This is a genomic window from Bacteroides cellulosilyticus (genome assembly GCF_020091405.1).
Classification (GTDB): domain Bacteria; phylum Bacteroidota; class Bacteroidia; order Bacteroidales; family Bacteroidaceae; genus Bacteroides.
In genome coordinates, this window is the sequence record NZ_CP081903.1 from 6,163,771 (window position 1) to 6,190,284 (window position 26,514).

At 46.3% G+C, this 26,514-nt stretch carries 19 protein-coding genes and 1 pseudogene; 2 read left to right on the top strand and 18 right to left on the bottom strand.

The genetic code is table 11. The features are described from left to right. Positions 1-2 precede the first annotated feature (2 nt). From K6V21_RS23765 to K6V21_RS23800, 8 genes are all read right to left on the bottom strand, one after another. Entirely contained in the window at positions 3-1,190 is a 1,188-nt protein-coding gene (locus K6V21_RS23765; RefSeq protein WP_224320089.1) for an iron-containing alcohol dehydrogenase, read from the bottom strand. 95 nt (positions 1,191-1,285) lie between these two features. Next, the gene (locus K6V21_RS23770) at positions 1,286-2,341 is read right to left on the bottom strand and encodes a DUF6930 domain-containing protein (RefSeq protein WP_224320090.1); all 1,056 of its coding nucleotides are present in this window, start codon (positions 2,339-2,341) and stop codon (positions 1,286-1,288) included. A gap of 64 nt (positions 2,342-2,405) precedes the next feature. Further along, on the bottom strand, positions 2,406-3,338 hold the full coding sequence (locus tag K6V21_RS23775) for a phosphatase PAP2 family protein (RefSeq protein ID WP_224320091.1): 933 nt from the start codon (positions 3,336-3,338) through the stop codon (positions 2,406-2,408). Then, the gene (locus tag K6V21_RS23780) at positions 3,335-3,988 is read right to left on the bottom strand and encodes a CDP-alcohol phosphatidyltransferase family protein (protein WP_224320092.1); all 654 of its coding nucleotides are present in this window, start codon (positions 3,986-3,988) and stop codon (positions 3,335-3,337) included. Before K6V21_RS23780 ends, K6V21_RS23775 begins: the two co-directional genes overlap by 4 nt. 2 nt (positions 3,989-3,990) lie before the next feature. Then, positions 3,991-4,506: a GtrA family protein gene (locus K6V21_RS23785; RefSeq protein WP_195510536.1), complete on the bottom strand. Its 516-nt coding sequence runs from the start codon at positions 4,504-4,506 to the stop codon at positions 3,991-3,993. Further along, positions 4,491-4,964 (bottom strand): phosphatidylglycerophosphatase A, encoded by a 474-nt coding sequence (locus K6V21_RS23790; RefSeq protein ID WP_224320093.1) that lies wholly within the window; start codon positions 4,962-4,964, stop codon positions 4,491-4,493. Before K6V21_RS23790 ends, K6V21_RS23785 begins: the two co-directional genes overlap by 16 nt. Positions 4,965-5,070: 106 nt before the next feature. Further along, positions 5,071-6,360, bottom strand: coding sequence for an inositol-3-phosphate synthase (locus tag K6V21_RS23795; RefSeq protein ID WP_022210690.1), 1,290 nt, complete (start codon positions 6,358-6,360; stop codon positions 5,071-5,073). 107 nt (positions 6,361-6,467) lie between these two features. After that, the gene (locus K6V21_RS23800; RefSeq protein WP_224320094.1) at positions 6,468-9,014 is read right to left on the bottom strand and encodes a DUF5686 and carboxypeptidase-like regulatory domain-containing protein; all 2,547 of its coding nucleotides are present in this window, start codon (positions 9,012-9,014) and stop codon (positions 6,468-6,470) included. Between the two features lie 386 nt (positions 9,015-9,400). On the opposite strand from K6V21_RS23800, the gene aspT reads away from it, so the two are divergent. Both aspT and aspD read left to right on the top strand, forming a co-directional pair. Then, on the top strand, positions 9,401-11,095 hold the full coding sequence (gene aspT, locus K6V21_RS23805; protein WP_224320095.1) for an aspartate-alanine antiporter: 1,695 nt from the start codon (positions 9,401-9,403) through the stop codon (positions 11,093-11,095). A 324-nt stretch (positions 11,096-11,419) separates the two neighbouring features. Beyond that, a complete protein-coding gene (aspD, locus tag K6V21_RS23810; RefSeq protein WP_224320096.1) occupies positions 11,420-13,030 on the top strand; it encodes an aspartate 4-decarboxylase in 1,611 nt (536 codons plus the stop codon). Between the two features lie 93 nt (positions 13,031-13,123). Here the strand turns inward: aspD and K6V21_RS23815 are convergent, their stop codons facing one another. The 10 genes and pseudogenes from K6V21_RS23815 to K6V21_RS23860 all read right to left on the bottom strand — a co-directional run bounded on the left by K6V21_RS23815 (position 13,124) and on the right by K6V21_RS23860 (position 26,503). Beyond that, a complete protein-coding gene (locus K6V21_RS23815; RefSeq protein WP_217715888.1) occupies positions 13,124-14,437 on the bottom strand; it encodes a sensor histidine kinase in 1,314 nt (437 codons plus the stop codon). After that, the gene (locus K6V21_RS23820) at positions 14,434-15,795 is read right to left on the bottom strand and encodes a sigma-54-dependent transcriptional regulator (protein WP_217715889.1); all 1,362 of its coding nucleotides are present in this window, start codon (positions 15,793-15,795) and stop codon (positions 14,434-14,436) included. Before K6V21_RS23820 ends, K6V21_RS23815 begins: the two co-directional genes overlap by 4 nt. A gap of 122 nt (positions 15,796-15,917) precedes the next feature. Next, positions 15,918-17,411, bottom strand: coding sequence for a TolC family protein (locus tag K6V21_RS23825; protein ID WP_224320097.1), 1,494 nt, complete (start codon positions 17,409-17,411; stop codon positions 15,918-15,920). A gap of 239 nt (positions 17,412-17,650) precedes the next feature. Next, positions 17,651-18,799, bottom strand: a complete 1,149-nt coding sequence (hisB, locus tag K6V21_RS23830) for a bifunctional histidinol-phosphatase/imidazoleglycerol-phosphate dehydratase HisB (RefSeq protein WP_224320098.1) — start codon at positions 18,797-18,799, stop codon at positions 17,651-17,653. A 28-nt stretch (positions 18,800-18,827) separates the two neighbouring features. Next, positions 18,828-19,868: a histidinol-phosphate transaminase gene (gene hisC / locus K6V21_RS23835; RefSeq protein ID WP_224320099.1), complete on the bottom strand. Its 1,041-nt coding sequence runs from the start codon at positions 19,866-19,868 to the stop codon at positions 18,828-18,830. A gap of 93 nt (positions 19,869-19,961) precedes the next feature. Continuing rightward, on the bottom strand, positions 19,962-21,242 hold the full coding sequence (gene hisD, locus K6V21_RS23840) for a histidinol dehydrogenase (protein WP_224320100.1): 1,281 nt from the start codon (positions 21,240-21,242) through the stop codon (positions 19,962-19,964). 169 nt (positions 21,243-21,411) lie between these two features. After that, complete coding sequence (gene hisG / locus K6V21_RS23845) at positions 21,412-22,266, bottom strand: ATP phosphoribosyltransferase (protein WP_224320101.1); 855 nt, start codon at positions 22,264-22,266, stop codon at positions 21,412-21,414. A gap of 615 nt (positions 22,267-22,881) precedes the next feature. Further along, complete coding sequence (locus tag K6V21_RS23850) at positions 22,882-23,373, bottom strand: PaaI family thioesterase (RefSeq protein ID WP_007214527.1); 492 nt, start codon at positions 23,371-23,373, stop codon at positions 22,882-22,884. Positions 23,374-23,445: 72 nt separating this feature from the next. Next, positions 23,446-25,014, bottom strand: a complete 1,569-nt coding sequence (locus K6V21_RS23855) for a hypothetical protein (RefSeq protein WP_224320102.1) — start codon at positions 25,012-25,014, stop codon at positions 23,446-23,448. A 136-nt stretch (positions 25,015-25,150) separates the two neighbouring features. Beyond that, positions 25,151-26,503: pseudogene (locus tag K6V21_RS23860) on the bottom strand (MFS transporter). Positions 26,504-26,514: the final 11 nt, after the last annotated feature.

The window sequence follows — 26,514 nt, forward strand, 5'->3', positions numbered from 1 at the left end:
CCTCACCAACACTCCTCTGCACATGCAAGGTGATAAATCTCTTTACTGTCCTGCTTTGTCAGCTTCACATAATTCCCTACCAACTCTCCTTTATTGCGGTGCAGACTATCCGCCAGACGGTCAATATCAGGGTTTTCAATACCCAGTTCTTTAAATGTCACAGGCAGACCAAGAGAGCTAAAGAAAGCTTTCAGCTTACCAATACCCTCCAAAGCAACCGCTTTCTTATCTTCTGATTCAGGAACACCCCATACACGAACGGCATATTGAGCTATCTTTCCCACATTATGTTCTACCATCCACGTCATCCAGGCAGGGAAGATAACAGATAAACCAGCACCATGGGTAACACCATAAATAGCACTGATTTCATGCTCCAGGAAGTGCGAAGCCCAATCTTCTTCACAACCTACACCACAGGTACCATTATGCGCAATCATGCCCGCCCACATCAAGTTGGCACGCGCACCGTAATCTTCAGGATTTCTCATTACCTTGGGAGCTTCATTGATGATAGCCATCAAAGTGCCTTCACAAAGACGATCTCCAATTTCCACCTCCTGAGTGTTCGTAAAATAACGCTCCATGATATGAGCCATCATATCAGCCACACCGCAGGCTGTCTGAAAGGGCGGCAAAGTATAAGTAAGTTCCGGATTCATAATAGAGAATACCGGACGCAAAACTTCCGGTACACGCAAACTTAGCTTCTGCAAACCGTCCAGTTTCGTTATAACCGTATTACCGGAACCTTCACTTCCGGCAGCAGGAATAGTCAGCACAACAGCTACTTTCAGCGCTTTAGTCACTTTAGCCTTTCCGATATAGAAATCCCAGAAGTCACCTTCATAAAGCACACCTGCCGCTATGGCTTTAGCTGTATCAATGACAGAACCACCACCCACAGGCAACAGCATATCAGCCTGTTCACGGCGGCAGAATTCAATGCCTTCATACACTTTCGTATCCACCGGATTCGGCTGCACGCCACTCATCAAACAATATTCAATCCCTGCTTCCTGCAAGGACTGCTTCACCCTATCCAGCAAGCCACTCCGTACAACAGAGCCGCCGCCGTACACGATCATCACTTTCCGCGCACCATGCTTCCGTGCCAGTGCACCGACTTGCATTTCCGTAGCTTTACCGAATACAAATTCGGTAGGACTGTAAAAAACGAAATTATTCATAGTTTATATATTATTTGTCGATAAAGGTATCATAGTCATAGCAAGTACTTACGTGTAGGATTTTTCCTCAATCAAAGGGAGTAAAATTCTAACACCTACATCATAAAATTACTGAACAGGAAGAAGCAAGCATTATTAATCTCCGGAAGTTCTTTCTTACGGGAAAGACGAATGCCGCACCGAGAACAAAAATCCTTCAACAACAATTCTGTTTTGTTATCTTCCACCTCAATGGCACGAGGCTTATCGCCACGTTTGCGCAAAGCATTGACTAACCCCAATAGCAACTCTTCTGAATTGTCGTTTGAAACATCCTGAGCAAAAACGGGAAATAGCAACTCATTGACAGTCTCCAAACAAAGCAGTGCGACTGGTAGGTAAGGAGCTTCATCCTCCCCTGCATCTACAGGCATCGGCATGTGAAAATACTTCATTTGTAATATCCCAGAAACAGGTAACTTTTTCATCTCGCCTGCCAGTATGTCGTTGGCAAACTTTGGTGCAACGCACTCATCAGGCAGAAAAGCTGGAAGCTGAGTAGTATGCCAATCGTATGTGCCATCGGCATTGGGAATAAGATACGGGACAGATTTTCCGCCCTTTGCGGTAGGATAATGGCCATTTATGTCAAAGCCCAACCTTGCAAAGTCAGAGGATGTTACCTTTGCTGCCACGGCAATAGCGGCATGAAGCGCCTCAACAATGTCGCGCGCATCCTCCATACGAGTGATGCCATACTGCATCTTTCCAGGCTGATGCCTAGTAAAGTCAGGCCAGCCTTTAGAGCGTCGAATCTTCAGCTTATGGGCATCGGCATAGTTACGGACGATTTTCTTTGTTTTCACATCCATGTCAGATGCTTGCATAAAGTCGCAATTGATGCAGTCGAAAGTTGTTGTCATTTCAAACATTTCGATTCCTGAGAGATGTTCATTGCCTAAGCTGATAGTTTTCAAATAAGTAGTAAAACCTTTTCGCCCCCGGTAGAAACCTAAGGCAAGGTGTTCACCTGCATTTCCCATCACGCAACAATATCCGGTTTCCCCATCGGATAGGCGAAATGCAAACACATCACTATCTGTCAACTCTTTCCACAATTCTGTATCTCGGTATTGAAATGCTGCCGCAAGCATGTCGTCTATAAGAATCATCTTTCTAATTATTTATGGGTTATAAATGTATTATCTGGTGCAAAGATGGCAATAAAGTCTTGTATTATTCAATATATTTACTATAACGTTCGAAGAAGCGCTTGAACACTCCCCATTTCATCAATCCTTTTTCAAAGGCAAAGATACCCAAGAGAGCACAGAATATTCCCAATAAGACATCAATCAGATAATGATGCCCCGAATAAACGGCCGTACACCAGATACCCACCATGATAAACGCGAACAATGCTATCAGCCAGCCTTTACAGCGGTTCATAATAGCATAAGCCAATGCCACAACCATATACGCTGCATGCAATGAAGGTACGGCAGCAAATACATTGGCATTACGCCCATAGATTGAATTGAAAATAGTGCATCCCATCAATTCATCGAAGCGCCCCAGCCCTGCTACATTTCCGGGAGTATCAAGCATAGCCTCAAAACCATAATTCATGGCATACCAAGGTGGTGCCGCAGGATGAATGTAATATCCCGCAAAACCAATCAGATTCACAAGCAAAAAGACCATTGCAAAGCGCAGATACATCCGGCGGTCTCCCTTCAGATAAAGCCACAAACCGAAAACAATAGGCACAGGCACCCAACAAAGATAGAACACGCCTGCAAAGAAGTCAGCAATCGACCAGTGATGTATGGCAAAGTATTCGCAAGGAATAAGTGTCGTCCCATTCACAGATATACCGAAAAGGGATTTCTCCGCTTCATACAAACCCTGCACATCAATAGGATTCACCTGATAATTGGGATACACCCGCATCCAATCGTAGGAAACGCCAAAAATAATAAAAGGCAGTAACGCTACTGCCAGTCTACGGGTTGTCTTCCCTGCAAAAAACAAAACGAAAAACAAACCCGCCATCAGGAAATGCTCCGGACGGAGCCCGATACAAGTAGCCGTCAGCAACAGGAAAACCACCGTTATAACCACTACCAACATCGTTTCTCTCACCGGAGGAAAATATCTTTTTATCATTTATTCAAAAGTTTATAGCAATGTGCCAGACGGACAAAAGCTGTCAGATTAGCCAATACGGCAATAATTGCCAGAGGAACTATCAAGATTAACATCGGATCGAAGAGTGTGCAATCGGAGAAGATGCCACAGAACAAGGCTCCCAAAGCAGTCAGCACCACCCGCTCAGGGCGCTGCATAATACCTACTTTACATTCCAGTCCCAGACCTTCGGCACGTGCGCGTACGTAACTTACCATCAGCGAACCGATCAAAGCAAGAAAAGTGATAATGGAACCTAGGAAATAGCCCTGCAAGATGAGATAATAGGATATACCGAACAAGGTAAACAGTTCACTGTAACGGTCGAGCACCGAATCGTACAATGCCCCGAAGGTGGAAGACATATTGCCAAGACGCGCCACACGGCCATCCATCATGTCAAACAACCCGGCGAAGAGTATCAGTCCGCCTGTCCATCCCACCAAAGAAAGATCCTCTTCCGAATCTGTCACTAACCCTGCATAAATAAATATACCGGCAGCCACAATGTTAAGTATCAACCCGGTAGTAGTAATAAAGTTAGGCGTAATGCCAATTTTAATCATGCCGCGCACAACGGGATTGATAATCTTGTATATCACCTGTTGCAGCCAATCTCTGTAATTCATGTTCATTCTATTTTTTTCTCCAAACGTTGTTTCAGAAATCTTTTTAAGTTGTGGTTCCGGTAGACGAAGACCCGTTGCAAATAGTAGTTCCAGAAAAAGGCAACCAGCAGGGCAACCGTAATTTTAGACAGGATAAACACATCATAGACGTAGTATCCCAGCAACCCGTTCACCCATTTCATTCCTGCCAGCCATTCCGTCAAAGCAAAAGTACCCCATGTATTGATCAGGATGCTCCCACCCCAGACTATGAAATACTTCAGCCCCACATGTATCTTCTTGCAGTCTTCCGCCTTAAATACCCATTCATAGTTGATTACACAATTGACAATACCGCCAATCACGGAACCTATAAAGGTGGCATATAAATAGTATATACCAAATAATTTCACCAAAAGAATAGTTATCAGAAAATCGATTACAGTGGCTATCTGTGCAGAAAGCTGCGCCTTCATAAAAAGCCACACTTCCCTGCGCCAACCTGCAAACCGACTCTGTTCTTCTACTCCATCAACCATCTCGCCACAATTAAAACAATGAAACCATACACTCCTGCCAATACGTCGTCCATCATCACTCCCACTCCACCCGGCAGTTTTTCCATCCGCCGGATACCCAGCGGCTTCAGAATATCAAAGAAGCGGAACAAAACAAATGCTGCCAGTCCATACCAGATATGACCTGCCGGAGCTGCCAGGAGCGTGATCCACACACCTACCATCTCATCCACCACCACGCGCGACGGATCTTCACCCCAGTAGGGTTCCAGACGGTCGGTAGCCCAAATACCGGCTACGGTGAACAGGGATATCAGTGCGACAGTCGTCCACAACAGACAAGTATCTGATATGAGTAAAGAAAGTCCGAACCAGATTAGCGTAGCGAGTAAAGCGCCCGCCGTGCCCGGAGCAAAGGGAGAAAAGCCTGAGCCGAAGCCCGTGCCTATCAGGACAGGGAAGAAGGAAGGTTTCCTCATAGAAAAAGATATAAAAGAGTGATAAGGTGATAAAGTGGTAAAGCGGTAAAGTAATACTACATCACCACTTTATCACCCTACCACCTTATCACCTTATTATTATTTATTAATCCAGATAGCTCGGTGATTTTTCACCCACCATCGTACGGATTGTTTCTTTCACCATTCTCCATTGAGTGAACAGATCATGAATCGGTTCATGCTCAAAGTCGTGCATCGGGCTCTTGCAGAAGAATGACAACCAAGTCTGGATTCCAGACATACCTGCACGCAATGCCAGGTCACTGAAAATAACAAGGTCGAGTGCAATAGGAGCTGCAAGGATAGAGTCACGGCACAGGAAGTTTACTTTGATTTCCATCGGGTAACCCATCCATCCGAAGATGTCGATATTATCCCATGCTTCCTTATTATCTTTACGGGGAGGATAGTAGTTGATACGAACCTTGTGGTAAACATCACCATAGAGGTCGGGATATTTTTCCGGTTCGAAGATGTTATCGATAACAGACAATTTGCTGACTTCTTTTGTTTTGAAGTTTTCGGGTTGATCGAGCACTTCGCCGTCACGGTTACCCAGGATGTTGGTAGAGAACCAACCGCTTACACCCAGCATACGGGTCTTGAACATCGGAGCGAGCACTGTTTTCATCAGTGTCTGTCCACTCTTGAAGTCCTTACCGGAGATGGGCACATTCATCTTCTTAGAGAATTCCCACATTGCCGGAGTATCTACGCACAGGTTAGGAGCACCCATGATGAACGGAGCACCTTCTGCAATTGCAGCATAAGCGTAGCACATACTCGGAGAAATCACTTCCGTGTTATTAGCCTTCATTGCTTCTTCCAAAGCAGCAAGCGACTCGTGTTCTTTACACAACGGAACGTAGATTTCAGTACTTGCAGCCCACAGCACAGCAATACGCTCACAGTTGTTGGCAGCCTTGAAGTTACGGATATCCTCACGCAGTTGCTCCATCATTTCCCAACGGGTGGCAGCCTGTTTGATGTACGTACCATTCAGACGTTTTGCAAAGTTGTGGTCAAAGGCAGCAGGCATCGGTTTGATGGCTTGCAATTCCTCTTTTACCAGATTTAAGTCTTTTTCTTTCAGAACTTCTGCATACATCGCAGCTTCGTATGCATTATCAGGGAAGATATCCCATCCGCCGAAAACAATGTCGTTCAAATCTGCCAAAGGCACTACGTCCTTAATCAGCTTTTCGTCGTTGTTCTCCATGCGTATTGTGGCCATCTGTGTAATAGACCCAATAGGTTTTGCCAGTCCCTTACGAGCAGCTAATGTACCCGTTATCATGGTGGTTGAGACCGCGCCACCCACTCCGACTACCAGTACACCCAAACGACCAGTTGCCGGCTTAATGTTTTCTTTCATTGCCATTGTATCTTTTAAAGTTTAAAAAATTGCTCAAATTTAGGCTATTTTGTTCAATTGAGACTCGTCATTTTATCCGATTTAATGTTCTATTAGTAAGATTTAAGTTAAAAGGTCATGTGCAGACTGATTCTAAGACCGGATTTATCAATTCCGGGCAAATTTCTGTAAGTTAATCGCCAGACATAATCGAGGCGGATTACCTTCAAAATATTCTCTACACCGACACCCACTTCCATATAAGGGGTATCCCCCATATAAGAGGTTGTGGCGGGAAAACGAAAAAGATCATTGCTGACCGTCGGATTATTCTTGTCGCTCAAATTCCCGTACAATCCCCGGAACGAAAGTACTTCACGCCATTTCAACTTTTTCAGCAAAGGTACGCGGTTGAACAAAAAGCCATTTAGATAATAAGTAACGTCCCACGAAGCATATTCATCGTTCATAAACTCCATGGCATTCATCAGGGAGTAAGACTCCGGCTGAATAGTATAAGAAAGGTTGGCGTTCGGGATAATCAGTAACGGGAAAGGTACTTTATTCCAAACTTTCCCGGCTTTCAGGATAACGTCGGTATAGCCGAAGGCCGAAAACCAGAAACGTTTCTGAAAACCTGCCTCTGTATATTGATAGGTATAATCACCACCCAACACTCCTTTTGCAGCCATCGTATGCGAAAGTGAGAAGACCGGCGCATCCAGCGATACCGGAAAACGGTTCCATTGCGTCTGAAAGAATTTTTCATTCGGCGCATAACGCAATTTTACTTCAAACTCGGCATTCGATATTTTCTTCACGGGCGTTGCCATCTCATCCTGCTTCAGGAAAGGGATAAGATACGAAGACTCATCCTGCCGGAAGCGGGAAGTGAGCTGAAAGGAGAAACCGGAATGGAACTCATTGGTGTAAGTCAGTTCCGCCTTGCGCTGATAGCCTATCCGGTCGTCCTTCTGGCGCTTCAAGCTCAGGAATACGTTGTCCTGACTGGTATAGAGGTAATGTTGTCCGTATTGGTTTACATCCGAGGTATATCGTGCTTTCAAAGAATGAATAGGAAATTCGTTGGCATACTCCTTCTTTTTATGGAAAGAATATTCCACTTCCGCCATTCCCTTCATCCGATGGTCTTTGAAACCGTAAGCCATGTATCCTTTATAGAATAGGTGCGGATTGAGCCACGCCGTAGTCATACCTCCCGCACGCAGACGCACACCTTCCAGGGTGTTGCCGCTTATGGTGGTATTCATCATACCTATATAGAACAAGGGTTCTTTCTCTTTAGGTGCGGGTATGTATCCGGTAAACAACACTTTCAAGGTCTTCTCCGTCCAGTAATAGACAGGATACGTGCGAAGCTGCGCCATCATTTTATCAACGGAAGTTTCCTTCTTGCTGACTTCCACCTGACGGTTATCGTCCCAGTAAGCTTCCGTGCGATGCGTCGCTTCGGCCGGCTCAATCACTTTTTCCGGCTTCTTAAAGGCCGAAAGGGCATCCGCAGAAGGTTCATACACATAGTTCCTGTAATATACATCTCGTTTGGCATAGATACCGTCACTGTTGTCCACCAACTTGAATTCGGTGGTGATATGTTCGTCAGCCAACTGGCGCGTACCGTCTGCCCCACGGGTAAAGTTCTGTTCAAGAGACATATAATCCACAAAATTCAGATTGATTTTCTGTGGAAAGTTCATGGTGGCACGACGCACGAAATAGGTACTATCCAAAGTAACGTACAAGTGTCCCGTAAAACCGAAGGATTCGGAATTGAAAGGTACGAACGTCAGATCCACACAAGGCTGGCCCGCTATCGTAAGCGTGTCCATCAGATAATATTTATAGAATGAAGGGCCCAGGGAAGAGAGCGGACTTACGAACTTATTGGTGAACAGCGTGATGTTGTTCTCATAAATATCAACATCCGTCATCGTCACACTGATGGCTTGCTCCATGCCTTGCTGCGAAAGCATCTCGTCCACACCGGCCTGTTTGCGGGCATGTACGCGCTGTTTCTGACTTTTGGGAGATTTGCGGTAATAGTCCGTAGCCAGCAACTCACGATTGGAGACGGCAAGCACGGGCTTTCCCGTAACGGCGGAAGTATCCACATAGTCCGTCAGGAACTTGAACTTACGATAAAGCCACTTCTGTTGCTTTACGCTGTCAAAGTTGTTGATGGCAAAGGTCATCTTCTCATAACGATCCCGTTGCCAGAAGTCCAACTCCTTGGGCGAATAGTCATCCCGATGCTCTATCATTTGTCTCACAAATTCCACGGCGGGATTATCTTTTTTCTTATATCGCTCCCGTTTGGGCTTTACCAGCACTTCGTTCAGGGCATACGTTGCCGGAGAAAGGGCGATGGTAAGACGGATACCTTGTGCCGGATGAATAAGACGGGTGTATTCATTATATCCAATGGCAGAAATAACCAGCACGGCTTGGGGGCGGTAGGTCTTGAAAGAAAACTGTCCTTTGTCGTTAGTCATACCTCCTTCGGTAGTACCTTTCAGATACACAGATGTATATGGGAGAGGCTCACGGGTTAACGAGTCCGTAACAACACCTTGTACCACATATTGTGCTTGCAGGGGAAAGCTCATCCAGCAAAGGCTGATGAACAATAAAATCCTTAAAAAAGTAAACCTCATACCTACTTTATATAATGTTGAAAGATAAATGATAATTTAGCGGCTTTGCCGCTAAATTAAGTTACGAGCTACGAGCTACCAGTAACGAGTTGCTGCGCTGTACTCGTGGGCGAATAATAATTCGCCCGGCTATCACGCCGAAAGGTACTTGTCACTTGTAGCTTGTAGCTCGTTACTTATCGCGCTTTGCGCGATAAATTATCATTTATCCTTCTTTTGTGCCCGCAAAGGTACGCAAGAAAACTTTTTCAGAAAGTTCAGTTTTGCTGAATAAATGTTCTAAAAAACCACTTTTGCACGAAACACTTCCTTTTGCAGGCTGTTGTATATATCTTAAACGACGCGAAAAGCATCGAAAACCAATTAATAACCTAAACAACTTAATTATGGAATGGATAATAAACCAGCTCAGGGAGCGCCCCGAACTTGCCATATTCCTCACCCTGTTCCTGGGGTTCTGGCTTGGCAAGCTACGCATCGGGAAGTTCAGCTTGGGGACGGTCACAAGCGTACTGCTTGTAGGCGTATTGGTAGGACAGTTGAAGATTGACGTGCCAGGCCCCATCAAATCCGTGTTCTTTCTTCTCTTTCTGTTCGCCGTCGGGTATAAAGTAGGGCCGCAGTTCTTCCGCGGACTGAAAAAAGACGGACTCCCCCAGGTAGGCTTTGCCGTACTGATGTGTGTATCCGTATTGGTAGTGACCTGGCTTCTCGCCCTCGTGATGGGCTACAATCCCGGTGAAGCCGCCGGATTACTGGCAGGTTCGCAAACCATCTCCGCCGTCATCGGAGTAGCCGAAGACACCATGGCAAACATGGGACTGGACGAAGCGCAACGCCAAAGTTATATCAATATCATCCCCGTATCTTATGCAGTGACTTACGTTTTCGGTACGGCAGGTTCAGCCTGGGTACTCTCCTCCCTCGGTCCCAAACTATTGGGCGGATTGGAAAAAGTAAAAGCCGCCTGCAAAGAACTGGAAGCCAAAATGGGTAGTTCCGAGGCAGACGAACCAGGATTTATGCACGCCGCACGCCCTGTAACCTTCCGCGCCTACAAGATAGAAAACGAATGGTTCAAACAAGGCCGCCGGGTGATAGACCTGGAAATGTACTTCCAGAAAGATGGTAAACGCCTGTTTGTAGAGCGTCTGCGCAAGCAAGGAGTCGTTCGGGATGTAGCCCCGAATACCGTATTGAATATAGGAGACGAAGTCGTTCTCAGCGGACGCCGTGAATTCGTTATCGGCGAAGAGGACTGGATAGGCGAAGAAGTACAGGACGCGCAGTTACTCGATTTCCCGGCAGAAACGTTACCTGTCACGGTCACAAAGAAAACGTTCGCCGGAAAGACTGTGGCGAATATCCGCCGGCATAAATTCATGCATGGCGTCAGCATCCGCAGCATCAAGCGTGCGGGAATTGAAATACCTGTACTGGCACAGACCAAATTGGATGCCGGCGACGTCATCGAAGTAGTAGGCACCAAACAGGAAGTGGAAAGTGCCGCTGTACAAATAGGATATGTGGATCGGCCTACCCACCAAACGGATATGATATTCGTTGGATTAGGTATTCTGATAGGTGGTTTGTTCGGTGCATTATCCATCCACATCGGTGGTGTTCCCATCAGTCTGAGTACGAGTGGAGGCGCATTGATAGCCGGATTATTCTTCGGCTGGCTACGCAGCAAGCATCCTACGTTCGGACGTATCCCCGAAGCTTCCCTGTGGGTACTGAATAATGTAGGGCTGAATATGTTCATCGCTGTAGTGGGAATAGCCGCCGGACCGAGTTTCGTACAAGGCTTCCGGGATGTCGGACTCAGTTTGTTCATTGTAGGTGCCATAGCCACTACCCTGCCGTTGATTATCGGTTTGTTGCTTGCAAAGTACATCTTCAAGTTCCATCCCGCCATTGCCCTGGGGTGCTGCGCCGGAGCACGTACTACAACAGCCGCACTGGGAGCGATACAAGATGCAGTGGAGAGTGAGACGCCTGCACTGGGTTATACGGTGACGTATGCCGTAGGAAATACCTTATTGATAATATGGGGTGTTGCCATTGTGCTCATGGTTTAAACGATAAATCTTCATCAGATGAAGAGCTAATATCTGCGATATGGAGAACTAATATCTGCGATGCAAGAAACTAATCCCCGGAGTGCAAGAAACTAATCCCGGAGATGCATATAATTATTCATACAACAATTGTTGTAAGAAAGTATTATAACTATTGTAAGATAGTATAACAGCTATTGTAAGAAACAATAATAATTATAGTATGAATAATTTCTTGCAACGCAGATATTAGTTTCTTGCAACGCAGAGATTAGTTTCCTGCAGCCGCAAGATTAGTTTACCGCACCCGAAGAATTTATAAGATACAAACTTAAACTTAACAATATGGATACTAAGAATTTTGAAAAGAAAATGGAGACCATCAGCCCATTCGAGCTGAAGAATCAATTGATCGATATGGCTGATGAAAGCCTGAAGAAAACTGCCCGCACCATGCTGAACGCCGGACGCGGTAACCCTAACTGGATTGCTACCACCCCTCGCGAGGCCTTCTTCCTCCTGGGACAGTTCGGACTGGAAGAATGTCGCCGCGTCATGAACCTCCCCGAAGGCATTGCCGGCATTCCCGAAAAGTCCGGCATTGCCTCCCGCTTCGAAGCATTCCTCAAAAAAAACAATACCGCCCACGGCGCCAAACTCCTGGAGCAAACCTATAACTACCTGTTAATGCAACATGCCGCCGACCCCGACTCCCTGGTGCATGAATGGGCAGAAGCCATCATCGGCGACCAGTACCCTGTGCCCGACCGCATCCTGCATTTCACCGAAATACTGGTACAAGATTATCTGTCACAGGAAATGTGCGACAACCGCCCTCCACGCGGCACATTCGACCTCTTTGCCACCGAAGGCGGAACCGCCGCCATGTGTTACCTCTTCGACTCCCTTCAGGAAAACTTCCTGCTGGACAAAGGTGACGGCATCGCCCTTATGGTGCCCGCCTTCACTCCTTATATCGAAATTCCGCAACTGAGCCGCTACCAGTTCAACATGATAGAGCTGCATGCCGACCGTATGACGGACGACGGGTTCCACCTCTGGCAATACAATGACAAGGACATCGACCGTCTGAAAGATCCCTCCATCAAAGCGCTCTTCGTGACCAACCCCAGCAATCCGCCCAGTTATGCCCTCAGTCCGGAGACAATGGCACGCATTGTCAATATCGTGAAGAATGATAACCCGAACCTGATGGTTATCACGGATGATGTATACGGCACATTCAGCCCGCACTTCCGCTCATTCATGGCTGAACTGCCGCACAATACGCTTTGCGTCTATTCCTTCTCCAAATATTTCGGAGCTACCGGCTGGCGTGATGCCGTCATTGCCCTGCACGAAGACAACATTTACGACAAGCAAATCGCTCGCCTGCCGGAAGATAAACGCAATGCGCTGAACCGCCGTTACTCAAGTCTGACCCTGCAACCCGAAAAAATGAAGTTCATCGACCGCATGGTAGCCGACAGCCGACAGGTTGCACTGAACCATACCGCCGGCCTGTCATTGCCTCAACAGATGCAAATGAGTTTATTCGCTTCCTTCGCCCTGCTGGATAAGGAAAATAAATATAAACTGAAGATGATGGAAATCATTGAAAAGCGTCTGCACGCCTTGTGGGATAATACGGGATTCACGTTGATAAAAGACCCGCTCCGCGTAGGGTATTATACGGAGATCGACATGCTGGTATGGGCAAAGAAATTCTATGGAGATGATTTCGTAGAATACCTGAAACGTACCTACAGCCCGCTGAACGTCGTATTCCGCCTGGCGAAAGAAACGTCTCTCGTCCTGCTGAACGGCGGTGGCTTCGACGGTCCGGAATGGAGCATACGCGCCTCGCTTGCCAACCTGAACGAAAAGGACTATGTGGTCATCGGCCAGGGCATCAAGCGGATTCTTGACGAATACGCGAAAAGTTACAAGCTATAAGCTACAAGCTACGAGCTACGAGCTACAAGTGGGCTGCGCTATAATGCCGCAAGGTACTTGTAGCTCGTAACTCGTAGCCCAGTCACTTCTTCCCTATGGGAAGATTATGCGGAAGCGTGTCAACCCATCACTGTACGTGCGTAAAGAGAACGTACACCCATGACGGGTAAGCACCTCGCGAATAAACACCAGACCGATTCCCTGCCCGTTCGGTTTGGTGGAAAAGAAGGGACTGAAGAGCTTTGCTTCAGTCTCTTTTGTTATACCGGGGCCATTATCTACCACTTCAATCGTGGTAGGAGCGATTGTACGGACTACAACCCTACCCTGCTGGATCGTTCCTTCGGGCGCATGTTCGATACTTTCCGCAGCATTCTTGATAATATTCACCAATACCTGTTCCAGCAATGCCGCATCAAAGCGTACCGGTTCCAGCTTCGGATCACATTCCAGCCAGAGAAGAATATTCCGGTCGTTGCACATACCCTCCATAAAGCGTTTACACATGGAGGCCAATTCATTCAGTTTGCCTGTAGCCAAGGTGGGCTCAGGAATTTTCACGACATCGGCAAAACGGGTGATAAAGCGACTCATAGAGAAGCAACGCTCGGTACAAACGCGCATTACATCGCAGATATCCTCCATATCCTCTTCGGTGGAAAGGGCTTGCTCCACGGTATCGAGAGTAGATGTAATACCCGCCGTCGTATTGTTCACCTCGTGCGCAATCATGCGGATCACCTTCTCATACGCTTTCTTTTCAGCACGCATCACCTCGTCCGTCATCTTCTCTATCAGATAGAAAGGATGATGAAAACCTCTGTCGATAAAGGAGGAATGGGTACATTTGTAGATATTCGAGTCATTCAGACGCACTACTGCCGTCTGATCTTTTGAGATATTCGCCAGTTCTTCAGCCAAAGGAGAGTCTATATTCTCTATTTTCTTTCCCATAATCTCTTCCAGACGTACTCCCATCATCTTCAATCCCATCGGATTGAGCTGGGATATTTCACCGTTCAGTGTGGTAATAACAACTCCCATCGGCGAAGCCTGGATTAGCAAGTCCAGAAAATGGTTTTGCTCGCGCAGACGCAAACGTTCGTTCTTCAATTGCTCCATCATACGGTTGAACACATTTACAATGCGGTCCGCCTCGTATTGCCCTACTTTGCTGAGCCTGCTGCTGAAATCCTGTTCGCGCAGCAATTCCATACCGCTGCCGATAATATTCATCGGTTTCACAATCTTACGGTAGAAGATAAACAGGAACACCAGGATAAATGCAATGATTCCCTCTACAATGTAGAGGTGCAACGGCTTCATCCCCTTTGCCAAGTAGAGAAGCACACCACCTAAACCCAGAAGGAAAAGGACAAGTATGGAGAAATAGAACTTTATTCTCACTTTTCTGTGACTGTTATATTAAACTTTTCCAGTCGGCGATAGAGGGCGGCACGACTAATGCCGAGCGTCATAGCTACCTGACTGAGATTTCCCTTATGGCGATCGAGCGCCTGCAAAATAGTCTGACGCTCTATTTCATCCAGCGTCATGCCTGCCAGAGACGATGCGTCCGAAGCCTTCACCGGTTCATCATGGCGCAGATATTGTGCGTCAAAATCCGAAGCATCCAGCGTCGGTTTTCCGCTGACGAGGATCGTACGCTCTACCAAATTCTTCAATTCACGAATATTTCCCGGATAAGGCAAGCGGGAAAGGAAGTTCAGGGCATCTGCCGAGAATTCCGTGCGGGGCAGTCCGTTAAGCTCTGCCTGGCGGTCGGCAAAGTGGCGTGCCAGCAAAGGAATATCTTCACGGCGTTCGCGAAGGGATGGCAACTTAACGGTTATCAGGTTGATACGATAAAACAAATCTTCGCGGAATGTGCGTTCCGATACCATCTTACGGAGGTCGGCATTGGTGGCGGATACCACACGGATATCCGTCTTGCGGGGACGGCTGTCTCCCAGCACTTCAAACGTCTGATCCTGCAATACACGAAGCAGTTTCACCTGGCAGGAAGGATCGAGGTCACCAATTTCATCCAGGAAGATAGTACCCTTGTTGGCAAGTTCAAAGCGTCCTATACGGTCTGTTGTCGCATCCGTAAAAGCCCCTTTCTTATGGCCGAACATTTCGCTTTCAAAAAGGCTCTGCGAGATACCGCCCAGGTTGACCTTTACAAACGGCTGTTTCACCCGCTGGCTGTTGATGTGGATGGCTTCGGCAATCAACTCCTTACCCGTTCCACTCTCACCGGTAATCAGTACCGAGGCATTGGTACGCGCAATGCGTGCCACCGTATTCAGCACTTCCATCAATCCCTGAGATTTTCCGATGATATGGCTGCGGTTCAGCGTCTCGCTCTGTTCTTCCGGTGCATTTTTCGGGACGGCAGTCAGTTCAAGGGCTGTCTCGATGCGTTGCAGCAAAGCGGCATTGTTCCACGGCTTCGTGATAAAGTCGAACGCGCCTGCCTGCATACCCTGCACGGCAAGTTGTATACTCCCCCATGCTGTCATCAGGATAACGGGTACATCGGGGCGGAATATTTTCACTTGCTTCAGCAGAGTCAATCCTTCTTCTCCCGTTGTGGAAAGGGTGAAGTTCATGTCCATCAAAATGAGGGCAGGTGCCTCGGCACGCACCACATCCATTGCTTCGCGCGGTCCGGGAACAGTTTGCGCTTCATATCCTGCACGTTTCAGCATAAAACTGAGGGAAGAACGTACGGCACTATCATCGTCGATTATCAGTATCATAAGATTTCGTTGTTTTATGGTTTGCAAAAATAACTATTTTAACCACAGAGGACACAGAGGACACAGAGTTTTTTCAATATATTTTCTTTACCTCTGTGTTCTCTGTGCCCTCCGTGGTGAAATTATCCTCTCACAATTTCTTCAAAGTCCGCCTCCAGTTCACAATTCCGTTCAAAATCCCAAAGTGTCAGACTGCGGATCTGATAGAAATAGTACCAATAATAATAAAGCTCGGAAATATGTTTCTGTCTTGCTTCATCTTTTGATTTCTGTGCGTCGTTCAGGTCCAGCGTACTGATTTGTCCGATCATAAAGGTTTCCACACTGGTTTTATAACGTTTCTCGGCAATGCCGTCAGCTTCCTGTGCAATACCCAATTGTTGTGCCTGATTATTGAAGTTCGCTACGAGCAGGAAGATATCCTGATTGAAGTCCATCTGTTCCTGACGGATTCTGGAAAGCACCACTTCACGGTTACTCTTTGCCACACGTACTTTTCCTCGGCGTTTTCCCCAGTCCAAGATAGGTACTTTCACACCTACCTGCACAATCTGATTATCAAGCAGCCCCTTGTAAGCGGAAGTCAAATCACGATCCTGCCCTGTATAACCCACACTGGCAAACAGGTCAATGCTGCGCAAATTTCCGCGAGCCGTAGCTACTTCATAGTCCGCTTCCAACTGACGACGACGGATATTCTGTGCAAACGAGTTCCGATCCAGAGCTTTGTTCAATACAAGATTATATTCCATCTTCATATCCGGTGCAGAAGTCGGCAACATCGGATTCAGGCTCTCGTCTTCCGACAAACCGAGGAACGAACGCAACTGGAACATTTTCGCATTCAGGTTACTCTCCGCTTCCGTCACATCCGCCTTGCCTTGCAAAGCATTCAATTTCAACTGCAACAGGTCATTTTCAGAAATCTGCCCCATCTTGCGCTTTGCCACTGCCACTTCATAGAGGCGGTCAGCATTCACTTTATTCTGGTGAGCAGTTTTCAAATTTTCTTTAGCCAGCAGCAGATTGAAAAAATAAGTGATTGTCTTCATCGTCACCTGTTCCGTAGCAGTGATAAAGGCTGCTTTTGCTTCCGCATATCTCACCGGTTCAATACGACGGTTCCATTTTAAGTTGTTCACTCCGAAAATAGGTTGCGACAATTCCAGGCTGACGGGGACGGACATAAACCGTTTATCTCCTCCTGAACCTAATTGCTTGATATATTCAAGAGAAGAGGCCAGTGACAATTTACCGCCCGTAAACCATAAGTTCTGGTCTATGGAGAGCGTTCCGGAAAGTCCCAGCGTATTGTTACGCACGAATGAGTAGGAACCATCCGAGTTTTGATATCTACTGTAAGATTTATTGTAATTGGGTAAAGTACCGTTCAGATTCACTTCCGGTAACAGGTCGGCACGGAAAGTACGATATTCCCAGTATGAAGTCTTCAATTCATTCAGCGCTACGGCGGCATCCACTGACTGGGTACGTGCCAAAGCTATCGCTTCATTTAAAGTGATGAGACGTTCACGTTCGTTTGTCAATGTATCGTTCTGTGCAAAAGCGGCGAACGGAAATAGCATCCAAGCTGCGAGTAAAATATTCCTTTTCATGTTTATCAAAAAATAGTTGTAAACAGAAAAGCAAAGAGCGTGCCAAAGCGCCAGGATGCTTCTGGACAGGGGTGGGTGTTCATTATCGGACAGTGGGGATGTCCATTTCTGAACGGTGAGAGAAATATGAAGTATGAAGTATAAGTATTAAGTATGAAGTATAAGCTGCGCCGTGACTCTGCATAGCTATACTTAATACTTCATACTTAATACTTAATACTTCATACTTAATATTTAGATTAAAGCACTCCCTTCGAACTCGGCAATTCAAAGTGATAGATATCCCTCTTCACCGCCATCTTTATAGCGCGGGCCAGCGCTTTGAAAATACCTTCTATCTTATGGTGCTCGTTCTGGCCTTCCGCTTTTACATTCAGGTTCATCTTGGCAGCATCGCTCAGGGATTTGAAGAAATGCAGGAACATTTCTGTTGGCATCTCACCAATCTTTTCACGATTGAATTCTGCATCCCATACCAGCCAGGGACGTCCGCCGAAGTCCAGGCAAACCTGGCAAAGGCAGTCATCCATCGTCAGGGCATAGCCATAACGCTCGATACCACGCTTGTTGCCCAATGCCTGATAGATGCAATCGCCTAATGCAATCGCAGTGTCTTCTATGGTGTGATGCTCATCTACTTCCAGATCGCCTTTCACATGGATCGTCAGGTCCAGACCACCATGCTTTCCTATTTGCTCCAGCATGTGGTCGAAGAAACCCAGTCCGGTATGGATGTCGCAGGCACCGTTACCATCCAGATTCAGAGACACGAAAATATCCGTTTCCTTTGTTGTGCGGCGTACTTCCGCTTTCCGTTCTCCGGCAAAAAGAAATTCGGCAATTTTATCCCAATCTTTCGTGACAAGGGCACATACCTCTTCCAGACCTTCGCAGGCAGCAGTTCCACCTTCGGATTCCAGCTTCAGCAATACAGTATCATCCTGCAAATAAATAGCCCGGCAACCCAAATTCTTAGCCAGTTCCACATCCGTCGGACGGTCACCGATAACGAAACTTCCGGCAAGATCGTACTCCGGATTATTCAGATACTTCGTCAACATCCCTGTGCGCGGCTTCCGGGTCGGTGCCATATCTTCCGGCATACTACGATCGATGAAGATTTCATCAAACGTAATCCCTTCACCTTCTAGCGTCTTCATCATCAGGTTATGCGCAGGCCAGAAAGTTTCTTCCGGGAAAGAAGCCGTGCCCAAACCATCTTGATTAGTCACCATCGCAAACTCGAAATCCAATTTGCTACGGATAAAACCGAGATTACGCATCACTTTGGGATAAAACTCCAACTTTTCCAGCGAATCCAACTGGTAATCTACGGGCGGTTCAATCACCAAAGTCCCGTCACGGTCTATAAATAATACTTTCTTCATGTACTCAAAAATTGTACTTTGTAAATTATCAGATTATAAATCCCTGCAACGCTTCTATCAGTTTATCATTCTCCATCCTCGTTCCTACCGTCACACGCAAGCAGTTGCCACAAAGCGATATAGAATTACGGTTGCGGACGATGATCCCCTCTCCTACCAGATAATTATAGATTTTCACCGCATCCGTCACCCGTGCCAGGAAGAAATTGGCATCAGACGGAAATACTTCCACCGTCAACGGCAGTTCGGAAAAACGTTTCTCCAAATCCTCGCGTTCATCTTTCAGCCTCTTCACCCAACGCTCTATCTCATAGTACTTATGCAACATCTCTATTGCCTGTTTCTGAGTCAGTTGGTTCACATTATAAGGGTACTTTATCTTGCTCAGGATACCGATGATTTCCGTAGAAGCAAACGCCATTCCCAGGCGGATAGCCGCACAGCCCCATGCTTTAGAAAAAGTCTGGAACACAACAAGATTCGGATATTTATCTAAATCCAGCAAGAACGACGGGGATTCTGAAAAGTCACTGTATGCCTCATCCAGTATCACCAGCCCTTCAAACTCACGCAGCAACTTCTCTATCTCACTGCGCAACAGATCGTTCCCCGTAGGATTATTAGGCGAGCACAGGAAAATCAGCTTCGTCCGTTCATCCGCAGCTGCCAGCAACTTGTCTGCCGAGAACTGGAAATGCTCGTTGAGCAGGACTTTGCGATACTCCACATTATTCACATCAGCACATACCTGATACATGCCGTAAGTGGGATCGATAGCCACCACATTGTCCACTCCCGGCTCACAGAAAGCACGAAAGACCAGGTCGATAGCTTCGTCGCTACCATTGCCCAGGAAAATATGCTCGGGAGACACCTTCTTTATCTTGGAAAGTTCCGTTTTCAGTTCCCACTGCATCGGGTCGGGATAGCGGTTGTGCGGCAGGTTGTACGGGTTCTCGTTCGCATCGAGAAATACCGATGCCGTTACACCTTTATATTCATCACGTGCCGAAGAATAAGGTTTCAACTTCCAGATATTCGGACGGGTCAGTTCTTGCAATGTTTTCATGATCTATAATATGATAAAGTATTGAACACTAATTACGCGAATTACACAAATTTCATCTTTACCCTTATTCGTGTAATTCATGTAATTTGTATTCTATATTGTTTTTAATCTCACTGTTACCGCATTTTTATGCGCATCCAGATGTTCGTTCGCCGCCATCTCTTCAATAGCAGGGCCGATATTCTTCATACCTTCCGAACGGATTTCCTGGAACGTAATCTTGCGGATAAAACTATCTAGGCTCACACCGCTATAAGCTTTCGCATATCCGTTCGTCGGCAAGGTATGATTCGTTCCCGAGGCATAGTCTCCCGCACTTTCCGGTGAGAGTGATCCCAAGAAAACGGAGCCCGCATTCACCACAAGTTCTGCCACCTGCATATAGTCCGCAGTTTCCACAATCAGGTGTTCGGGTGCATATTCGTTCGTCAGTTCGATGGCCTCTTCCATATCCTTCACCACAATAAGCTTACTGTTGGCAAGAGATTTCTCCGCAATTTCCTTACGGGGCAGAAGTTCCAACTGACGTTCTACTTCCTCTTTCACAGCCTGTTGCAAAGCCTCCGAAGTGGTAATCAGCATCGCCTGACTATCCACACCGTGTTCAGCCTGGCTCAGCAGGTCCGCAGCTACAAATACCGGATTCGCCGTTTCATCCGCCAGCACTTCCACTTCCGATGGACCGGCAGGCATATCAATCGCCACATCACGCAGACTGACCAACTGTTTCGCTGCCGTCACATACTGGTTTCCCGGACCGAATATCTTGTAAACCTTCGGCACGCTTTCCGTTCCATAAGCCATCGAAGCAATAGCCTGTACGCCACCTGCCTTGAATATCCGGCTCACCCCCGCCACCTGTGCGGCAAAAAGAATAGCAGGATGCACCCTTCCTTCTTTATCTGGCGGTGTGCAAAGCACAATCTCCTTACAACCCGCAATCTTCGCAGGCACAGCCAGCATCAGCACCGTAGAGAACAGAGGAGCCGTTCCTCCGGGAATATACAATCCCACCTTTTCAATAGCCACCGCCTTTTGCCAACACGTCACGCCCGGCATGGTTTCCACCTTCTTACCCTCAAAGTGCTGTGCAGCATGAAAAGTCTCTATATTCTGTTTAGCCAGACGGATAGCTGCCTTCAGCTTTTCATCCACCAGCGTCTCCGCTTCTTTCAGCTCCGCCTCCGTCACCGCCAGCGATGTCAGCTCCACCTTATCAAACTTTGCCTCCATCTCCAGCACCGCACGGTCACCGTCCGACTTCACGCGGTCTATAATCTCCCGCACCGTATCGAACAGATTCTCAGTATTCATCACCGGACGTTTCAGTATTTCCGCCCATTGTGATCTATCCGGATTATTAATTAATTTCATACCCTATTCCATTTTTTATATTCATTCTACACCATCACCCCGAATGGTCCCCCGGCCTCACTGTAGGAGCGTCAAACGCTGAAAATGCTACCGGAGTAGCTCCGGAAGTGCAGCCTTGAGTTTTTCTTTTGGTATCTTTTCTTTTGTCTCAAGACAAAAGAAAAGTACATCACAATATCATTTTTTCAATCGGCAACACCAAAATTCCCTCTGCCCCCAGCGACTTCAGCTTTCCGATAATTTCCCAGAAGCACTTTTCATCCAGCACTGTATGTACCGAGCACCAACCCTCCTGTGCCAACGGCATCACCGTCGGGCTCTTCATACCCGGAAGCACCTGGATAATCTCTTCCAAACGTTCTTTCGGTGCATTCATCAGCACATACTTCTTATCTTCCGCCGTCTTCACAGCATCCATACGGAAAAGCAACTCTTTCAAGATTTCCTTTTTCTCGTCACACAGATTCCTGTTACCAATCAGCAGTGCTTCCGATTTCATCACCACTTCCACTTCTCTCAACCGGTTACTCACCAGCGTAGAACCCGAACTAACAATGTCAAAAATCGCGTCCGCCAGTCCGATGCCCGGTGCCACTTCTACCGAACCCGTAATCACGTGTATCTCCGCACTCACATTCTGTGTTTTCAGGAATGTACTGAGGATACCCGGATACGACGTCGCAATCTTCCGTCCTTCAAACCACTGTACACCCGGATATTCGATATCCTTCGGAATAGCCAGTGACAAGCGGCATTTGCTGAATCCGAGACGCTTTACAATTTCTGCATTTTCATTCTTCTCCACATATTCATTCTCGCCTACGATACCTATATCCGCCACACCTGTTGCCACTGACTGCGGAATATCATCATCACGCAAAAATAATACCTCTACAGGAAAATTAGACGATTGTACCAGCAGTGAACGTTTCACCGCATTCAATTTGATATCCGACTCTCCCAGAAATGACATCGTCTCGTCATAAAGACGACCTTTAACTTGTACTGCAATTCTTAATAACATAATCTTATTTATAATTTTACGATTTAACTACTCACAAAAACTAAACTAGACTTAACTAAACTCTTGAAAACAAAAAACGAGGCTTGCCATTATCCGGCAAGCCTCGTCGTTTATATGTTTATTCATTATGCACATACAATCATACGCCTACCGATTATTCGTCAGGTAATGATGATGGTGATGATGTGCAACAATATTTTTCATACAATTCTTTTGTTTTGATGCGACAAAAGTAAACTATCCGTTTGAAACTTCCAAAGATTTATCACAAAAAGTTTCGTTTTCCTATCATTTTCTTAGTTTACGTTACAAGTCACACTGATTTGTACAGACCAATTTATTATAGTGCAGAAATGAAACAAATGATAAATGAGATTTTAGACACGGATTACACTGTTGTTTTTATATACTGCAACAGTGTAATCCGTGTCTAAAATATATTCATAACTGGTGCAGACATGAATCAATAGATACGCGGACGACGCGGATAAGGCGGACGAACGCGGATTAAAAAAGCTGCGCTATACTATTAATAAATTAAAGTCCGCGTTCGTCCGCCTTATCCGCGTCGTCCGCGTACCCATTTGATTCATAACCCTATAATAGTGAGCAAACTTAAATCAGCGGCAAAATCTCCTCCTTCTCCACATCGCAGTGATGAAAGTGCATTTCCTGTTCCGCCTTCTCCTTCGGGAAAGTGAAATAAGTGCATACCGCCTCCGAGCACACCTCTCCCGCCTCATTATAAAGTTTCGCGTCGATAATCACGATATTCCGCTTCTGCTCGCGTATGGAAGCCCTCAACACGACGTGCGAGTCTGTAGTCGACACCGGTTTACGAAAACGAGTTTCCATCTTCGAGGTCACCCCGCTTGTCTGCAACTTACGCACTACCACCCATCCGCAAATTTCATCCAGCAGCACCGACTGAATGCCACCATGCAACGTATTCAGCCAACCCTGATACTCAGGACGCGGCTTCCAGATGCTCACCACCTCGTCGCCATCCTCATAAAACTCCATTTTTACACCGGACTCATTATTGGGAGCACAACCGAAACAATTGTATCCTTCCAAATCTTTCCATGGGTTAATAATCTTCTTCATACAATTTCGTTTTTATTATAAATGGGTATGCGGACGACGCGGATAAGGCGGACGAACGCGGATTTTTATTCATCAATTATAATATGTATATTCACGTTCTTCGTACACCACAGGCACATCGTTTATATACTTGATTCTAATTTTCCAGTTTCCCTGATTGTCATTATGGAATTTATAGACGTATTTCACTTCTTCGGTTTGCCCTTCCGGACGCTCTGTTCCGGAAATCAGTTCCCCTTTGGTATTGTACCGGTACGTATGCTGGCTTTGAGACGTACCATCCGGTGAAAGATATTCCTCGAACACAACACGTCCCTGAAAATTATAGCCTCTCCGGACAGAGCCAACCAGATCAACTCCTTCGGGTTGCAACAGCACTTGCCGCTCTATTTGTTGCCCATAGGAATCATACATATAACGGAATTCACTACATTTTGTTCCATTCGTCAAGTAACCGGCTTCCTGTACCATATTACCTTCTATGTCGTAGCGAAATATATCCCGTTGCATAATTTCACCCTTATCATCCAATATCGAACAATGTCTGAGACGTCCCTCTTTGTCATATCCATAATTCTTGTTTACCGTCAGCACCCCCGCCGGTGTATAATGGCTTTCTTTCAACAAATTCCCATTTTCATCATACTCATACTGAATCTTCTCCCGGCATACTCCCTCTTCTGTGAACCGTTCTTCTTTCATTTTCCGTCCGTTTTCACTAAACTCGTAAACAAAGAACTGTCCTTTCTTCTCTCCCTTATCCACCGCCTGCGGACCTTTGGCGATAGCAACGTACGACCTTTGCTGTACCTTCTTCACTTTACCGCGCACAGGTATTTTCTCCCAGTCATTTCCACCGTCTGCATACTCTATATCCCTGCGGATAATGAAATTCGGTTCTCCATCCTCATTGCAACCTTCAAAACGCTCTGTCCAGTTACCCGCTTCATCTATCTTCCGAATCGGATTCTTCTGATTATCATCTTTTACCACCCGCATCTTCCCAAACCGTAGTGCACCCATTCTTTTCAGAGTCAGTGTATCCCAACTTTCAACCCGGTATTCTCCCACACGTTCCATATTCCCATCCGGACCATCTATCAGGATTACTTTCTCCGGCATTCCCTCCGCATTGTACAACACTTGTCTGCCCCATGACCTATTTTTCACATAGTCTTTGGAGTACTTTTTCAGCACCTTTCCCGCTTCATCGTACAACGCAGAAACAATCTGAAGCGTATCTTCCTGCCCGTTCATAGAGACAATGCTATTCAGACGCCCCTTTTCATCGTACGTATAATTCCAGCAATCACTGACTCCCCTGTCCGCGGTCGCATAAATCTCGCGCGACACCTGTCCGGCAGGGTTATACACATACACCAGCTTGCCATGCGGACTGCCATCCGGCTTCAGTCTGTTCTCTACCATCTTACGGCCTTTACTGTCGTACTTCACGAATGTGATATAATCCACCACCTTGCCGGTCACCCACGCAGTGTCCTTCAGTAACGGCTCATACACCACTGTACGTATGTTCTTAATGCCCGGCTGATCCTGGGCGCGAAGCGCAGCCGAACCGGCTGCCAACAGAAGAAACAAACTAAATATTTTACATCTCCCTGAGATAAATCTGTGTCTCATATCCAATAGTGTTTTTCAATAACGTTGCCACAAATGTAACAATACTTCGGCACGCACAAAAAAAGACGGGAAGTTTTTTACTCCCGCGCCTCCGCTTTTACTTCAAAACAAGAATGATGGACTAATTTCTACAATCCTATTCAATTTCTTCATTCCGAGCATTCCAAACTAACAGTGCCAACAATACTGATAATACCGCCGCACCAATCCAAAACCAATTGATATACGTAAAATCATAGACATCCGCCCCATTCACCACCGTCTTATTTCCTTCTATCAACACACCACTCATCACATCCTGCAATCCGGCACCTATATAACTGGCAATCCCTACTACTCCCAGTGTCGCACCTGAAGCATTACGCGGAGCAATATCGACCGCCATCAGTCCACCCAGGAAACACAGTAACACACCAATACTTGTTCCAAATAAAATCATAGCCGTCACATCTACCCAAGTATGTACACCGGGAATAAGCAGGAACAGACACAAAGCGGCTACATTCATTAATCCAAAAATCAATGCAGGCACATTGCGACGCCCACCGAACAGTTTATCTGATATGAATCCGGAAAAGACTGTACCAACAATGCCGCAAACCGAATTGATCGAAATAATAAAGCTGGCATCCAAAGTAGTATATCCCTTCTCCGCCTCCAGATAAAACACTCCCCAACTATTCACTGCATAACGGCTGATGTACATAAAAGCACTGGACAAAGCCAGTATCCAGATAGCAGGCATCAACTAAACCTGTTTTTGCGCTTTATTGTAATCAGCAGCTTCCGCAGCATTCATTTCTTTTTTCTCTCTCGGCTGATTCATCGCCGGCAGTCCTTCACTCTGCGGAGTATCATGAAGGAAACGCCATATAATCAATGCTCCGATAAGCCCCACGAGACCTGCGCCCAGAAAACCATACCTCCATCCCAGAACACTAACCACAGAAGCAACGATGATGAAAGTCAAAGCCTCTCCTATGTTATGACTGGCAGACCAAAATCCATAGAAAGATCCACGCTCTTTATCACTAAACCAACGGGAAAGCCCCACTACACACGAAGCAGCTCCCATAGACTGGAACCAACCACTAATCCCCCAAAGAATGGCAAACAAGATAAATGAGTTGGTAAATCCCAAACATAGATTAACCAATGCAGTAACCAATAAACCGGTAGTCATGAAACGGTTTATATTACTACGATCAGCGAGAAATCCATTTGCAAATTTTCCGATTGCATAAGTAAAGAAAAGCACAGAACCAATAATTCCTAATTCAGTTTCCGAAAAAATTCCCTCATCCACAATAGGCTTCTTCATTACATTCAGGCTCAACCGACAGACATAATACAAACCATACCCAAAGGTTGCAGCCAAAAAAGTAGACCATTGCAAATGCTTCAACCGTTTCTTCTGTTCGGACAAAGACTCTCCGTTACAAGGTCTCGGCATTGAGACCCTGTAAAAATTAATAATATATTTCAGCATATTCTTGTGAG

Coding starts and splice junctions, on each gene's coding strand:
- K6V21_RS23765 (WP_224320089.1), bottom strand. CDS start 1,190: ATGAATAATTTCGTTTTTTACAGTCCTACCGAATTTGTATTCGGTAAA.
- K6V21_RS23770 (WP_224320090.1), bottom strand. CDS start 2,341: ATGATTCTTATAGACGACATGCTTGCGGCAGCATTTCAATACCGAGAT.
- K6V21_RS23775 (WP_224320091.1), bottom strand. CDS start 3,338: ATGATAAAAAGATATTTTCCTCCGGTGAGAGAAACGATGTTGGTAGTG.
- K6V21_RS23780 (WP_224320092.1), bottom strand. CDS start 3,988: ATGAATTACAGAGATTGGCTGCAACAGGTGATATACAAGATTATCAAT.
- K6V21_RS23785 (WP_195510536.1), bottom strand. CDS start 4,506: ATGGTTGATGGAGTAGAAGAACAGAGTCGGTTTGCAGGTTGGCGCAGG.
- K6V21_RS23790 (WP_224320093.1), bottom strand. CDS start 4,964: ATGAGGAAACCTTCCTTCTTCCCTGTCCTGATAGGCACGGGCTTCGGC.
- K6V21_RS23795 (WP_022210690.1), bottom strand. CDS start 6,360: ATGAAAGAAAACATTAAGCCGGCAACTGGTCGTTTGGGTGTACTGGTA.
- K6V21_RS23800 (WP_224320094.1), bottom strand. CDS start 9,014: ATGAGGTTTACTTTTTTAAGGATTTTATTGTTCATCAGCCTTTGCTGG.
- aspT (WP_224320095.1), top strand. CDS start 9,401: ATGGAATGGATAATAAACCAGCTCAGGGAGCGCCCCGAACTTGCCATA.
- aspD (WP_224320096.1), top strand. CDS start 11,420: ATGGATACTAAGAATTTTGAAAAGAAAATGGAGACCATCAGCCCATTC.
- K6V21_RS23820 (WP_217715889.1), bottom strand. CDS start 15,795: ATGATACTGATAATCGACGATGATAGTGCCGTACGTTCTTCCCTCAGT.
- K6V21_RS23825 (WP_224320097.1), bottom strand. CDS start 17,411: ATGAAAAGGAATATTTTACTCGCAGCTTGGATGCTATTTCCGTTCGCC.
- hisB (WP_224320098.1), bottom strand. CDS start 18,799: ATGAAGAAAGTATTATTTATAGACCGTGACGGGACTTTGGTGATTGAA.
- hisC (WP_224320099.1), bottom strand. CDS start 19,868: ATGAAAACATTGCAAGAACTGACCCGTCCGAATATCTGGAAGTTGAAA.
- hisD (WP_224320100.1), bottom strand. CDS start 21,242: ATGAAATTAATTAATAATCCGGATAGATCACAATGGGCGGAAATACTG.
- hisG (WP_224320101.1), bottom strand. CDS start 22,266: ATGTTATTAAGAATTGCAGTACAAGTTAAAGGTCGTCTTTATGACGAG.
- K6V21_RS23850 (WP_007214527.1), bottom strand. CDS start 23,373: ATGAAGAAGATTATTAACCCATGGAAAGATTTGGAAGGATACAATTGT.
- K6V21_RS23855 (WP_224320102.1), bottom strand. CDS start 25,014: ATGAGACACAGATTTATCTCAGGGAGATGTAAAATATTTAGTTTGTTT.